This is a genomic window from Tessaracoccus sp. MC1627, from assembly GCF_014164725.1.
GTDB lineage: Bacteria > Actinomycetota > Actinomycetes > Propionibacteriales > Propionibacteriaceae > Arachnia.
The window spans coordinates 422316-436766 of sequence record NZ_JACJGA010000001.1 but is presented as its reverse complement, the minus strand read 5'-3'; the positions used below and the strand labels follow the sequence as shown (position 1 = coordinate 436766).

Below are 14451 nucleotides of genomic sequence, written 5' to 3'. Positions count from 1 at the left end.
GCGTCAGGTGGTGGGGTTGGGCGTGGGACGTACCCCGGCCCCCACCCCTGCACCGGCCCCGGGTGCGTCCTCGGTGACGGTCTCCTCTACGGTCTCGCTGGGAGTGGGCGTCGGCTCCGGGCTCTGACCGGGTGGCGTCGGTTTTCCGCTCTGGCCAGGGGGCGTGGGCTCCTCGGTCGGCTCCTGCTCGGTCGGCTCCGGGGTGGGAGTCTCCGTGGTGGGCTCCTCAGACGGGGTGGGCGAGGGCGTTTCGGAGGGGGTCTCCGACGGCGACGGCGTGGGCGTGGGTGATGGCGACGCGCTCTCTGAGCCCTTCGTCGCCCGGATTTCGCGCGGCACGTCGAACTGCTCGACGGGCATGCCATCGGTGGCCCGGGTCATGAACTCCACCCAGGTCATGAGGGGATAGCTGGAGCCGAAGAAGGTGGGATCCTGGGGGCGCTTGTAGTCGTCGAGATCCTCGTTGCCGGAGTCGCCTGCCACATACATGACGGCGGTGGAGATCTGCCTGGTGTATCCGACGAACCATGCCGAGGTGATGTCGTCCTCGACGCCGTTGGTGCCGGTCTTGCCCGCGACGGGGCGTCCCAGCTCGGAGGCGCGCCTGCCGGTGCCCTCCTGCACCACGGAGGTGAGGGAGTCTGTCACGTTGGCGGCCACATTCTGGTCGATGCTCTGCACGCCCTCGGGGTTGGCCTCGAGGAGCACCTCGCCGTTGCGTCCCTCAACCTTCGCCACGACGTGCGCGGGGTTGCGCCGGCCGCTGTTGGCCAGCGTGGCGTAGGCGGTTGCCATGTTGACCGGGCTCACCTCGGCGGCGCCGAGCGCGATGCGATTGTTGGCGTCCCAGCCGCGGCTGGTGGGCGCGCCGGCGTCGTTGGCGGCCGTGATCACCTGGTTGGCGCCGTCGGGGATCTGCTGAGTCATGTCGACGAAGGCGGTGTTGATGGACTCCGCCGTCGCCTCTCGGAGCGTGACCGGGCCGTACTGGTTGCTGAACTCGTTGCGGATGGTCTGGGTGTCGCCGTCGGGGGTGAACGTGTTGCCGTTGAAGATCGACTTGAGCGAGAATCCGTTGCGGAGTCCGGCGATGGTGGCGAACGTCTTGAACGTCGACGCGGCGGGGCGGTCGGTCATGGCCCAGTTCCGGGAGCTCGCCACGTAGTCCGGCCCGCCGTACATCGCGAGCACACCACCGGTGGCGGTGTCGACGGAGGCGATGGCGGCGTGCAGCTGCGCGGGATCCTGGTCGCCTTCCGCGTCCTCCGCGGCCTGAGCTGTGTACTTCTGGGCCGTCTCCACGGCCGCGGCCTGCATGGACTCGTCGAAGGTGGTGGTGACCTTCAGCCCGCCGCCCTGAATCTCGCCCTCGGTGAAGCCGCTGGCAAGAAGCTCATCCTCCACGGCTTTGATGAGGAAGCCCTTCGGGCCGCCGTAGCGGTCGTTGACCGGTACCTCCGGGAAGGCGGGCAGCTGCGGGCGGGCCGCGACGTGCTCAGCGTCGGTGATGGCGCCCATCTCGAGCATGCCGTCGAGCACGTACTGGTAGCGACCGAGGAGTCGCTCCACCTTCTCCGGGCCACCGGACGGGTTGAAGCCGGCCGGGTTGTTGAGGATCGCGGCCAGCGCCGCCGTCTCCTCGATGGTGAGGGCGCTGGCATCCTTGAGGAAGTAGGACTTGGCTGCCGCCTGGATCCCGTAGGCGCCGCGGCCGAAGTAGATGGTGTTCAGGTATCCCTCGAGGATCTCCTCTTTGGAGAGTTCCCGCCCCATCTTGATCGCCAGGAACAGCTCCTTGACCTTGCGGGACAGGCGCTGACCGGAGTCCAGGTAGAGGATCTTGATGTACTGCTGAGTGATGGTTGAGCCGCCCTGCAACTCGCCGCCGGTGGCGATGGACACCATGCTGCGCGCGATGCCTGAAGCCGAGAACCCCGGATCCTCCCAGAAGCTGCGGTTCTCAGCCGCGACGACGGCGTCCTTCATCAGCTGCGGCATCTCCGCGTAGTCCAGCGTGACCCGGTTCTGGACTGCGAGGGAGCCCAGCTGGGTGGTCCCGTCGTTGTAGTAGAGGAAGGTGGTGTTGGTCTGGAAGTCCGCGTTGGGATCCGGGAGATCCGTGGTGGCGTAGAGGTACGCGAAGGCGCCCAGTCCGGTCAGCCCCGTGATGATGAACAGCACAAGGGCCGTGAGTCCGATCCGCTTCCAGATCGTCCCCGCCGTCGTCTTCTTCGCAGCACGCTTCGCTTTAGCCATAGAGGTTCTCTACTCGTCTCTTCTTGACACCACTTCCGTTCAAGGGTAGGTGTCGCGGCGCGGAGCGCCAAAGACGGGCGGTTGGTGAGTTGTCAGTACGGGTTGAACATGACGTAGATGATGACGTACACCCACGCACCGATGACTGCCGCCCCGATCAGGAGACCTGTCCACGTCGGCCAGCCCCGATCGCCCCGTTTGAGGGCGAGACCGGCGGTGGCCGCAGCAGCGATCCCGGTGACCGTGCCCACCATGTAGAGGCTCTGCGAGTCGAACTCTCCTGAGGCCGCCGCAGCCTCGGCCTCCGACGCGAAGTCAGGCGCGAAGGCGTAGCCGACGGCGGCGAGGATGAGGGTCAGGACGCCGAGGCCCAGCGCGGCCCACCCGAATCCGGTGGAACCGCCTTGGGAGTCGCCACCTTTGGCTGCTCGGACGATGAGGACGACGACGAGCGCCGCCACTGCCAGTCCGCCAAGAACGGCCAGCACCATCTGAGTCATGATGAATCCCTTCCATCCTCCACGGGCGCCGGGCGCCTCGTGCCGATCAGTCCGGCGAGCGCCGGTCCGAGAAGGATGCAAAGCAGGTAGACCCACGCGCCGAGCAGCACAAACACCTGTACAACCCCGGGCTGGAGTCCCAGGAGGAACTGGCTCAGCCCCACGACGGCGACCCAGACGGCGCCGCGCTTGAGGCCGTCGGCCACCCCGTCGGTCTTCAGCAGCCAGCCGAGCAGGAAGCTGAGGATCAGCATCCCGACGGAGGCGAGAAGGTACATCGCGTTGATCTGGTCGAGCAGCGCGGGCGGGGTGCTGCCGTCCTCCGGAGCCATCTCGTAGGGCATCGGGATGCCGAGCATCGGGCCGGTGAAACTCGCCGCCAACAAGACGAACTGGCCGGCAATCGCCAGGCCGAGGCCGGCTGCGACGTCGACGAAAACTCGCTTGATCATGAGGTCCTCCGACCACGAGTAGTACCTCCAACGCTACTCCTGAACACACCTCGGGCGCGGAAAGCGCAGCCAGCGGCTGGGCCCGACCGCCTAAATGTCAGAGCTGGTGTCGACTACGGCACCAGCTCTGACATTTAGCGAACCGGAAGGCAACGCGAGGGCGGGAGACGGCAGGGCGGCACTGCGACGCGAGGCGGGAACGCGAGGGCGGGAAACGGCAGGGCGGCACTGCGACGCGAGGCGGGAACGCGAGGGCGGGAACGCGAGGTGGGAACGCGAGGCGGGAACGCGAGGGCGGGAAACGGCAGGGCGGCACTGCGCAGCGGTGCCCAACCCGACGATCACCCAACTGGCATCCCGCCCAGACAGGCTCGACCCAGGGCCGCCCTGCCGGGTCGCGCCCGAACGCGACGACGCCACGGGCAATCCAGTGCGGGGAGACGGGACACGAGGCACGGGCGGCCTCGACACCCGACCCGAGTCCAGCTGGCGTGTGCGTGCTGAGGTGGGAAGAGCGGCCGCCCGGGCCTCGTGTCCCGGCTCCGTGCACCGGTGCGGGGGGGTTTCGACGGAGCAGCGGGGGTTTCGACGCAGCAGCGGGCGCTTCGCGCCGCGGCTGGCTCAACCAGCGACCTGCGGGATCAGGGGGCGGCGGGGCGGGCGCCGGGGAGGATCGGCCCGCGGATCCCCTCGGCGGCCAGCGCACGCTGCGCGCGGGCCCGCGCCTCCCGCATCGGCCCCCATTGCTTGTCGGGCCCCGTCTTGAGCAGGATCCGCAGCACCATCGTGCCCTCGCTCATCGACTCGACCCCCAGCACCGTCGGGTTCTCAAGCAGCACCTCGGACCACTCGGGCTCCTCCCCCATGGTCCCGACGGCGCCGCGCAACACGTCCTGCACCCGGTCCGGGTCCTCGTCGATCGCCACCGGGACCTCGACCAACGCCGTCGAGAACCCCTGCGACACGTTGCCCAGCGTCAGCACTTCACCGTTGCGCACGTACCAGACCGTGCCCGACGGGTCGCGCAGCTTCGTCACCCGCAAGGTCACCTCCTGGACGGTGCCGCGGAGCTCCCCCACCTGGATCAGGTCTCCCACCCCGAACTGGTCCTCGGCGAGCATGAAGATGCCGGACAGGTAGTCCTTCACCAGGGACTGCGCGCCGAAGCCGAGCGCCACGCCACCGACGCCTGCCGAGGCCAGCAGCGGCGCCATCGGCACCCCGAACGTGGCCAGGACGGTCAGCACCACCACCACGATCAGCACCACGTCTACGACGCTGCGCAGCAACGACCCAAGCGTGGTCACCCGCTGCCTCTGGCGCTCGTCGCCCAGACCGCCCGCCCTCGCGAGGATGGAGCGGGCCTTCGCCCCCAGGTCGTCGTTGCGGTCCTTCGGCTTGCTCGCCAGGGCCTTCACGGATCGTCTGATCACGTGGACCAGGACGGCCCGCAGTATCAGCGCGACCACGAGCACGACCGCGCTCAGCAGTACCTTCTCCCACACATCAGCCATGCCCCCATCATGACGCACCGCGATACCCCGCCCGCGGCGGAGACCTCCCCGCACCGCCGTCGGAGCGCGCACGACGTAGACTCAACCCTCGTGCCGGACCTGACTCAAGCGCAGACCAACGCGATGCATGAACTGCTGCGCATCGCGCCCGTGATCGACGACCTGGGCCGCCTGTACCGCGAGGAGGGGCACCAGCTGTACCTCGTCGGCGGCTCCGTCCGCGACGCGCTCCTCGGCTCCCTCGGCCACGACCTGGACTTCACCACCTCCGCCACGCCGGAGCAGACGCACGAGATTCTCAAGCGCTTCACGCCCACCACCTGGGACATCGGCAAGGAGTGGGGCACCATCGGCGCCTTGAAGCGGGCCGCGGATCAGGACTGGCAGATCGAGGTGACCACCTTCCGAGCTGATGTGTACCGCAGCGAGTCCCGCAAGCCCGAGGTGACCTTCGGGGACACCATCGACGGCGACCTCCACCGCCGCGACTTCACCGTCAACGCCATGGCCGTGGACGTGTCCACCCGCGCCTTCGTCGACCCGTACGGCGGGCTCGCGGACCTGGCGGACCAGGTGCTGCGCACGCCGTCGACGCCCGAGTCGTCCTTCTCGGACGACCCGCTGCGCATGATGCGTGCGGCCAGGTTCGCGTCCCGGCTCGGGTTCCAGGTGGCGCCCGAGGTGGTCGCTGCCATGACGGACATGGCAGAGCGCATCACGATCGTCTCGTCGGAACGCATCCAGGGCGAGCTGACCGGCCTCCTGCTGACGGACAATCCGCGGGTGGGCCTGGATCTCCTGGTGAGCACCGGCATCGCGGACCACATCCTTCCTGAGCTGCCGGCGCTGCGGCTGGAAGTCGACGAACACGCCCGCCACAAGGACGTCTACCAGCACACCCTGACCGTGCTGGACCAGGCGATCGAGCTGGAGAAGGCCCGCGGCCACGAGCCTGACATCGTCAATCGGCTCGCCGCCCTCCTCCACGACATCGGCAAGCCCGCGACCCGCCGGTTCGAGGGATCGAAGGTGACGTTCTACCACCACGACATCGTGGGGGCGAAGCAGGCGACGAAGCGGCTCAGGACGCTCAACTACCCCACGCAGGTGGTGAAGTCGGTGGCCAAGCTGATCGAGCTTCATCTCCGGTTCCACGGCTACTCCGACGGCGAGTGGACCGACGCGGCGGTGCGCCGTTACGTCCGCGACGCCGGCGACGAGCTCGAGCACCTGCACATGCTGACCCGCGCGGACTGCACCACCCGCAACCGTCAGCGCGCCACGAAGCTGCGCCGCGCCTACGAGGAACTGGAGTGGCGGATCGACGAGCTGGCAGGGCAGGAGGAGCTGGCCGCGCTGCGCCCGCACCTCGACGGGACCCAGATCATGGAGATCCTGGGCATCTCACCCGGGCGCGCCGTCGGGGAGGCCTACTCGTTCCTGCTGGAGCACCGCACCGAGCACGGCCCCATCCCCCACGACGACGCCGTGGCGCTGCTCCAGCAGTGGTGGGCCGATCGCGGCGGCCAGTGACGCGAGCTTCCGCGGGGGCCCCGGCAACTACCATGGGACGGTGATGGTCGGTCGGTTCGCGCGCGCGCTGCTGGTGGCGGCGCTGCTCGCCCTGGCGGTGGTGATCGTCGACCCCCGGCCCGCCGCGGCCGCCACGGACTACCTCGAGGTGGAGCTGACCAGCGTCTCCACGCCCACCCTGGATCTGGCGGACCCGGCGCAGGTGGTGGAGCTGAGCGGGACTCTCACCAACGTCTCCACGGTGCCCATCCGCTACGTCAACGTCCACTTCTGGCGGCTGAGCACGCCGCAGACCACCACCACACAGCTGGCCCAGACCCTGGCGGATGTGCCGATCGGGGCCAGGCTGTTCGACGAGCAGGCCGGCAACCTCGACATTCTCACTCGGGACGAGGACTTCGCGCCGGGGCAGCGCGCCGACTTCACCGTACGGGCCACCGTCGCTCAACTGACCGCCGGGCAATACGCCTTGACCAGGACCGATGCCGGGTATCTGCTCGGCGTGCAGGTGCGCGGCATCCCGGCCGACGGCCCCAACCAGGTGGTGGGCGAGGACCAGGTGGTGGTGGCGGCCACCACGGAACCCGTGGAGTCCAGCGCCCTCGTGCTGCTCACCGCCCCACCCACCTGGCTGCCCGACGGTGACTTCATCGACGACTCCCTCGCCCGCGACCTCGCCGGCCGGCTCGACACCCTCCTGGCCAGCGCCGAGCGCGACGGGGTGGTCGCGGCGGTGGATCCGGCTCTGCTGGAGGCCGTCGAGCTGATGACCGGGGACCACGTCGTGGGCGGGGTGAGCACCCCCGGAAGCGGGGTGGCGCTCGCCTGGCTGCGGCGCGTCCAGGCCCTCGCCGAGCAGGACCGGCTCTGGCGGCTCCCCTACGCCAACCCCCATCTGACCAGGGCCGACGCCGCCGGTGAGCTGGACCGGGTGCTGGAATGGAGCGCCACCGCCACCCCGCCGTCGATGCTGGCGCTGCCGGGTGTCGCGGTGATGGAGGACGGCGCCGGCGAGCAACTGGCCGAGCAGCTGACCGACGTCGACACCGTCGTGGTGCGGAACGCCAGCGGCAGCCGCGGCGGCGCGCCCGCGCTGCTGGGTGCCTCTCCCCTGGCCAGCTTCGCGGCGCTACCGCCCGGCGTGCGGCTGGGCAGGCTGATCACCGAGGAGTTGCTCGCCGACGCGACGCCGCTCTACGTCATCTCGACGGTGGAGGCGGCGGAGGCGGACGCCACCCCCGGCGCTCAGCGGCGCCACATCGCCCCCGGCTCCAGCCCCGCCGGCCGGCTTGTCTGGCCGGATGCCACCGAGCCCGCCCAGTGGCCCGCCCTGGCAGACCGCCTGCACGCCATCGAGGCCGACGCGGAGTTCCTGCGCCAACTCATGGGCTCCGACGAGCCGACGGACCTGTCCAGGATCGGGTCCACGGCCTTCTCGAAGGACTTCGCCGACGAGGCCGCCGCGCTGGCCTATCTCGACGCCGTCGCCCCTTCCCGTATCGACGCCTCGCTGGTGACGCTGCGGGCGGCCGAATCGTTCGTCATGGGGTCGCGCACCAACACGTTCCCGGTCACCGTCACCAACGGCCTGGGGGTTCCCATCCAGGTGAGGCTGGAGTTCGCGTCGGACTCCCCGCAGCGCATCCGGGTCCCCGCGGTGGGTCCCGTGACGGTGGGGCCGGGCCAGGCGGCCACCGTCGACATCACGCCGGAGGCCACCGCCAACGGGGTCGCGATCGTGCGCGCCCAACTGACCACGGTGGCGGGCGACCCCTTGGGGAGGCCGCTGCCCATCGAAATCAGCGCTACCGACTTCGGGCGCGTCGGCTGGATCATCATCGTCGTCTCGGGTGCTGTAGTGGTGGGGGGCACCGCCCTCCGGATCCGCGCCGTGCAACGCGAACGTTCGGGCAAGGAGAACAGTGAGCCAAGTCAGTAGCACCAGGAAACTCATCGGCGCCGGCGCCATCATGGCGTCCGGGACGATGATCTCGCGCATCCTCGGAGTCATCCGGGTCATGCTCGTGGCCTTCATCCTCGGCAACGGCACCCGGCAGGCGGACATGCTCGCCCTGGCCACCATGGTGCCCAACTCGCTCTACATCCTGTTCGCCGGCGGTGCGCTCAACACCGTGCTGGTGCCGCAGATCGTGCGCGCCATCAAGAACGATGACGACGGCGGCGAGGCCTACACCAGCCGCATCATGACCGCGTTCATGCTGATCATCACGGTGGTGGCGGTGGTGGTCACCATCGGCGCGCCACTCGTGACGGCCATCTACACCTCCCCCGCCTGGCGCGGGACGGACCTGGAGGCCCAGTACGCGTCGCTGGTGGCGCTGACCTACCTGACCCTGCCGCAGATCTTCTTCTACGGAGCCTTCTTCCTCCTCGGACAGGTGCTCAACGCGCGGGACAAGTTCGGCCCCATGATGTGGGCACCCATCGCCAACAACATCATCTCCATCGCCGTGATGGCCCTCTACTTCGTCGTGTGGGGCAACGACGACGACCACTCGAGTGCCTTCACCACGCCGCAGATCCTCCTGCTGGGTATCGGCACCACGCTCGGCATCGTCGCGCAGACCGCCGTCATGATCCCCTACATCCGGAAGCTCGGCTTCAAGCTGCGTCCCCGGTTCGACCTCAAGGGCACCGGGCTGGGCCACACCTTCTCCCTGACCAAGTGGACGATGGGTTTCGTGGCCGTCAACCAGGTGGGGCTCATGGTGGTCAACAGGCTCGCCACCTCCGCGACCGCGGGCGGTAGCGGCGCGGGCGTCACGGTCTACGCCAACGCGCACCTGCTGTGGATCCTGCCGCACTCCCTGATCACCGTTTCCCTGGCCACCGCCATGCTGCCCAATGCGTCGCGGCTGGCCGCGGGTGGCGACTTCAGTGGTGTCGCGGGCGAGTTCACCAAGACGGTGCGGCTGGCCATGGTGGCCATCGTGCCCGCCACCGTCGCGTTCCTGGCCCTGTCGGGCCCGATGGCCGGGCTTCTCTTCGGACAGGGCACGGGCGCCACGGACGCCGTCTGGATCGCGTGGGCGCTGATGGCGTTCGCGCTGGGGCTGATCCCGTTCACCGTCCAGTTCGTCTGCCTGCGCACCTTCTACGCGCTGGAGAACACGCGCACCCCGTTCTTCCTGCAGACCCTGATCGCGGGCCTGAACATCGCGGGCGCCATCGCGCTCGTGTGGTGGGTGAATTCCGACGCCTGGGTGGCGGGGGCGCTGGCCCTGGCGTACTCGCTGGCCTACTCCATCGGCGTGCTCGTTACCTGGCAGGCGTTGCGGCGCAGGGTGCCGGACCTCGACGGCCGGGCCCTGGTCATGCACCTGGTTCGGCTGCTGCTGGGCGCCGGAATCGGCGGCGTGGCCGCCTACTACCTGTCGGGATGGCTGATCGGGGTTGTGCCGGGCCGCACCGTCGGCCAGATCGTCGCGCTGGCCGCGGGCGGACTGGTGATCCTCGTCTCCTTCCTGCTGATGGGCAAGGCGCTCAAGGTGAAGGAGCTCGGCAGCCTGTCGGAGCTGGTGGGGAGCCGGTTCGGGCGCCGCGGAGGGTCGCGGGCCGGCGCCGTCGAGTCCTCCCGGGATGACCGCTCGCAGGGCGACGACCAGATGCCGACCGCCGTCGTGCCGGCGCTTCGCGACGACATGATCGACTCCTTCGACACGGGTCCCGCGACGGTGGTGCGCAACAAGCCGGCCACCACAAAGCACACGTTCCCCCCCGTCGCGGGCACGCCGTCGGCCCCCTCCTCCGTCGACGAGGACACCGGCCGGATGGCGCCGTTGGCACCGGCCGGGCCGCGATCCGCCGCGGTGGACTGGTCCGACGGTGGGGAGCTGGCCGCGGGTGGCGAAGCCTCCGACCAGGACGAGACCACCGGGGCGCTCGACATTCCGGGCCTGTTCCGCGACGCCACTCCCGCCCGGATCGCCGCCGCCGGGGCCCTGCTCAGCACCCGCTACGAGCTGGTTGAGCGACTGGCCTCCCTGTTCGGCACCGAGACGTGGCGGGCCCACGACCAGGTGCTCTCTCGCGACGTCGTGGTGCACGTCATCGCACCGGGAGACCCGCGCATCTCCGACGTCATGCTGGCGGCCCGCAAGGGCGCCGTGGCCACCGACTCGAGGTTCCTGCGCGTGCTCGACGCCGACGAGGTGCTGGACCCCACGCAGGGCATCGGGGCGTTCGTCGTGCGCGAGTACGCGCCCGGCCGCTCCCTGACCGACATCCTGGCTGCTGGACCGCTGAGCGCGATCGAATCCGCCCACATCGTGCGTGACCTCGCCGACGCGCTCGTCGCCGTCCACGCCCAGGGGCTGTTCCACGAGCAGCTGAGCCCGGACAACGTCATCATCACCACCTCGGGGGCGGTCCGGCTCGGCGGGTTCGGCGTCGAGGCGGCGCTGGCTGACCGCGCCGACCACCAGCACGCCTGGTCCGCGCGCGAAAGCTCTGACGTCGTCGGCCTGGGAAAGATCCTGTACGCCACCCTGGTGCGGCACTGGCCAGGGGAGGCCGCCTTCGGGATGCCCGCCGCGCCCATCGTCGCTGGGGAGACCGCGCCGGCACACACGGTCAAGGCGGGGGTCTCGCCTGCCCTGGACCGGATCTGCACCGTCACGCTCACCCAGCGAGGCGCGATGAGCGAGCCCCGGATCTCATCCGCGGGGCAGCTGGTGGAAGCACTGTCCATGGTGCTGGGCACCGCGAACGCCGCGGCTGACCTCGAGGAGCGCGTCCGCGGCCTGGATCGCGCGGTGCCGTCCCCCTCGGGCGCCCCGCACGACCCGTTCCGGCGCCCGGGCGAGACCCGCGTCGGGATCTGGGCCCCGGTCTCCGGGACCGCACCGGAGGAGGGCACGGACGTCGAGGCGGCCACCCTGGCGCGCTCGGCCGGATTGTCGCGGGAGGGTGACGGCGCGGGCAGGCCAGTGCTCAGCGACGACCTGTTCACGGGCCCGCGCCGCACTCCCGGGGATGTGGTTCCCCCGCCGGTGGCGTCCACGAGGGTCGCGGGCGAGGACCCCGACCGTCCCCGAACGCGCCGCGGGGTGGTGGCGCTGCTGGCGCTGCTGGTCCTCATCGCGGTGGCGTCGATCATCGCGCTGTGGACGGCGGACCCGGATCAGGCGGCCACCACGCCGTCCGGCCCCGGCGCGTCGAGCCCGGCAGCGCAGTCGCAGTCGCCGTCGGTGTCGCAGGGCGCTGCGGGGTCTCCGGCGATCGTCGGCGTGCGGGACTTCGACCCCGAGGAGGACGGCGGAAACGGCGAGGAGAACGGGGACCGGGCCGCGACCGTGATCGACGGGGACGCGGGCACCACGTGGGTGACGATGCGCTACCTCCGCAGGCCGGACATGGGCGGGCAGAAGCCCGGCGTCGGGCTGATCCTGGACCTCGGTGCACCCACCACGGTGACGAGCGCGACGGTGACGTTGGTGGGCGGGGAGACCGCCGTCGAGCTGAGAGTGCCGTCGGGGTCTGAGCCGTCGATGCGCACCGAGGCTGACTGGACGATCGTCGGCTCGAACCCTGCCGCGACGGGCACGGCCACCATCGCGCTGGATGAGCCGACGGAGACGCAGTACCTGATGGTCTACGTCACGAGCCTGCCGCCGGTGGAGGGCGGGTTCCGCGCCGAGATCGCGGAGGTCACCCTGCAGTAGGGGTGTGGTTCCCGAGGACCCGGGCCAGGTCGTAGCTGACCGGCTCGTCGAGCTGGTCATAGGTGCACGACGCGGGGTCCCGATCGTCCCTCCACCGCACGAACTGGGCTGTGTGACGGAATCGCTTGTCTTGTCCTGAGCCCTGCGAGGAACGAGCAGGTGTCGAAGGGCCCTCCATGTGGTCGTAGCGCACCTCCACCACCCGCTCCGGGCGCAGCGGAGTGAAGGACAGGTCCTTGGTGGCGTTCCAGCGCGAGTGCGCGGCCGCCGTCGGGGTGCGGGGGAAGGACTGGTCGCGGTTGTCGGCCTCCGTGTCCTCCGGCTCCGCCCACGCCCAGGGATGGCCCTCGAACGACGTGACCAGGGGCTGGAGCTCCTCGAACAGCTCGCGGCGCCGCGCCATCGGGAGGGCCCCGATCACCCCGACGGAGTTGAGCGTGCCGTCGTCGGTGTACAGCCCCAGCAGCAGCGAGCCGATGGCGTCGCGCTCGCCCTTGTACAGCCGGTACCCCGCGACAACGCAGTCCGCGGTGCGCTCGTGCTTGTACTTGAACATCACGCGCTTGTCCTCGGCATACGGCTCGCCGAGTGGCTTGGCGATCACCCCGTCGAGCCCTGCCCCCTCGAACTGCTCGAACCACTGCCCCGCGACGCTCACCTCCCGCGTGGCCTGCGTCAGGAAGATGGGGGGCCGCGCCCCGGCCAGTGCCGTCTCCAGCGCGGCTCGCCGATCCCGGAACGGCTTCTCGGCGAAGTTCTCCATGCCGAGCGCAAGCAGGTCGAACGCCACGAAACTGGCGGGCGTGACCTCGCTCAGCTTCCTGATCCGCGACGCGGCGGGGTGGATCCGCTGCTGCAACGCGTCGAAGTTGAGCCGGTCGCCTGTCTCGGGGTCGATCATGACGATCTCGCCGTCGATGACCGAGTGGTCCGGGAAGTTCTCGACGACGGCGCGCACCAGCTCAGGGAAGTAGCGGGTCATGGGGCGCGAGTTGCGCGAGCCGATCTCAACCTGGTCGCCGGAGCGCCAGATGAGGGAGCGGAAGCCGTCCCACTTGGGCTCGTAGAGGAAGTCGCCCTCGGGCAGCTTCTTCACCGGCTTGGCGAGCATCGGCCCGTACGGCGGGGCGATGGCGGTGCCCCATTCGGCGTCGCGTTCGGCCTTCGGCGCCATGTACTCGTCGTCGGCCCGGTCCGCCTTCCGCTTGCTCGGCGGCACTCTGGGCGGTTCGCCCGGCATCTTGGGATAGTCGGGCGGAAAGTTCAGCTCGCCCAGACCGCGCTCGAGGTCCGCTGCCCACAGCGACAGCGCCCCGGACACCTCGCCCGGCTCATCGTCGATGTCCGCCCAGGCGCAGCCGCGACGCTCCAGCAGCGCCGGGACCGTGCGGAGGGTGAGCTCGCGCGGGTCGGCATCGGGGAGCTCGTCCCAGGTGAGCGGGGTGGAGACCGGTGCACCGGGGAGGGGTCGCGGGGAGTAGGCGGCGGCGATGGTGCGGTCGCGGTTGGCCTGGTTGAAGTCCACGAAGATGCGCTCCCCGCGCTCCTCCTTCCACCACGACGTGGTGACGAGGTCCGGAAGGCGACGTTCCAGCTCGCGCGCGATCCCGATCACCCCGTGCCGCACGTCCTGGAACTCGTGGGTGGGGAGGATCCGGGCGTAGACGTGGATGCCGCGGTTGCCGGAGGTCTTGGCGTACGCCTTCAGCCCCGCCTCGGCCATCACCTCGCGCAGGGCGAGGGCGGCCTCGACGGCGTCGCGGAAGTCGCGGCCGGGCTGGGGGTCGAGGTCGATGCGGAACTCGTCGGGGTTGTCGAGGTTCGCGGTGCGCACCGGCCAGGGGTGGAAGGTGATGGTGCCCATCTGTGCGGCCCAGGCCAGCGCCGCGGGCTCGTCGAAGGTGAGTTGGTCGTGCTTCCGGCGCGACGGGTAGGTGCAGGTCACGCGCCGCAGGAACGACGGCGCGCCCTGCGGTGGCCGCTTGGAGAAGAACTCCTCGCCGTCGATCCCCTCCGGGAAGCGCTGCAGGGTCATGGGCCTGTCGCCGTTGAGGTGGAGGAACGGACCGGCGACGGCGATGAGGTAATCGGCAAGGTCGCGCTTGGTGACCGCCACGCCGTCGGACATGCCGTCGCCTGGCCACAGCACCTTGTCTGGACTCGTCAGCTTGACCTCGCGCGCACCCTCGGGACCGTCCACCTGCAGGATCACTGAGTCAGCCATGTCGGCAAGGCTAGTCGGCAGAGGCCCCCTCATCGCCTAGTGGCGCATACCCGTCGCGGGTACCGCTCGCCGTGCCTCCAGGGCGCTGGAGGGTCCTGCCTGCGAGGCGCGTCGCTTTCGCGGTCGCGGTGGGTCCCATCGCGCCTGCGATAAATCTCCCCGCCCGCGCCAGAGCGCAGGCGTCGACAACGAGGGCAGGCAGCCCGGACGCGCCTGCGTTCTAGTGCAGGCGTCGACAACGAGGGCAGGCGTCGGGACGCAAGGCAGGCGGCTCGGACGCGCCTGCGA

8 protein-coding genes are annotated in these 14451 nt (G+C 70.1%); 3 read left to right on the top strand and 5 right to left on the bottom strand.

Annotation, left to right across the window (positions count from 1 at the left end; all coding sequences use genetic code 11):
• Window positions 1–3: 3 nt before the first annotated feature.
• The 4 genes from H5399_RS01875 to H5399_RS01860 form a co-directional block, all read right to left on the bottom strand.
• Window positions 4–2256 carry a transglycosylase domain-containing protein gene (locus tag H5399_RS01875; protein WP_182781327.1) on the bottom strand — a complete coding sequence of 751 codons (2253 nt, stop codon included), beginning with the start codon at window positions 2254–2256 and terminating at the stop codon, window positions 4–6.
• 92 nt (window positions 2257–2348) lie between these two features.
• Window positions 2349–2756 (bottom strand): hypothetical protein, encoded by a 408-nt coding sequence (locus H5399_RS01870; protein ID WP_182781326.1) that lies wholly within the window; start codon window positions 2754–2756, stop codon window positions 2349–2351.
• The gene (locus tag H5399_RS01865) at window positions 2753–3208 is read right to left on the bottom strand and encodes a hypothetical protein (RefSeq protein ID WP_182781325.1); all 456 of its coding nucleotides are present in this window, start codon (window positions 3206–3208) and stop codon (window positions 2753–2755) included. Before H5399_RS01865 ends, H5399_RS01870 begins: the two co-directional genes overlap by 4 nt.
• Window positions 3209–3849: 641 nt before the next feature.
• Window positions 3850–4722: a mechanosensitive ion channel family protein gene (locus H5399_RS01860; RefSeq protein ID WP_182781324.1), complete on the bottom strand. Its 873-nt coding sequence runs from the start codon at window positions 4720–4722 to the stop codon at window positions 3850–3852.
• A gap of 9 nt (window positions 4723–4731) precedes the next feature.
• Between H5399_RS01860 and H5399_RS01855 the strand changes: the two genes are divergently transcribed.
• The 3 genes from H5399_RS01855 to murJ are packed head-to-tail and all read left to right on the top strand — an operon-like array spanning window position 4732 to window position 11939.
• A complete protein-coding gene (locus H5399_RS01855) occupies window positions 4732–6255 on the top strand; it encodes a CCA tRNA nucleotidyltransferase (RefSeq protein ID WP_182781323.1) in 1524 nt (507 codons plus the stop codon).
• Between the two features lie 43 nt (window positions 6256–6298).
• Complete coding sequence (locus H5399_RS01850; protein WP_255422003.1) at window positions 6299–8194, top strand: DUF6049 family protein; 1896 nt, start codon at window positions 6299–6301, stop codon at window positions 8192–8194.
• The gene (gene murJ, locus H5399_RS01845; protein ID WP_182781321.1) at window positions 8178–11939 is read left to right on the top strand and encodes a murein biosynthesis integral membrane protein MurJ; all 3762 of its coding nucleotides are present in this window, start codon (window positions 8178–8180) and stop codon (window positions 11937–11939) included. Before H5399_RS01850 ends, murJ begins: the two co-directional genes overlap by 17 nt.
• On the opposite strand, the gene H5399_RS18395 is transcribed toward murJ, so the two are convergent.
• The gene (locus H5399_RS18395; RefSeq protein ID WP_182781320.1) at window positions 11926–14163 is read right to left on the bottom strand and encodes an ATP-dependent DNA ligase; all 2238 of its coding nucleotides are present in this window, start codon (window positions 14161–14163) and stop codon (window positions 11926–11928) included. The two genes, murJ and H5399_RS18395, sit on opposite strands and share 14 nt — an antisense overlap.
• Window positions 14164–14451 lie beyond the last annotated feature (288 nt).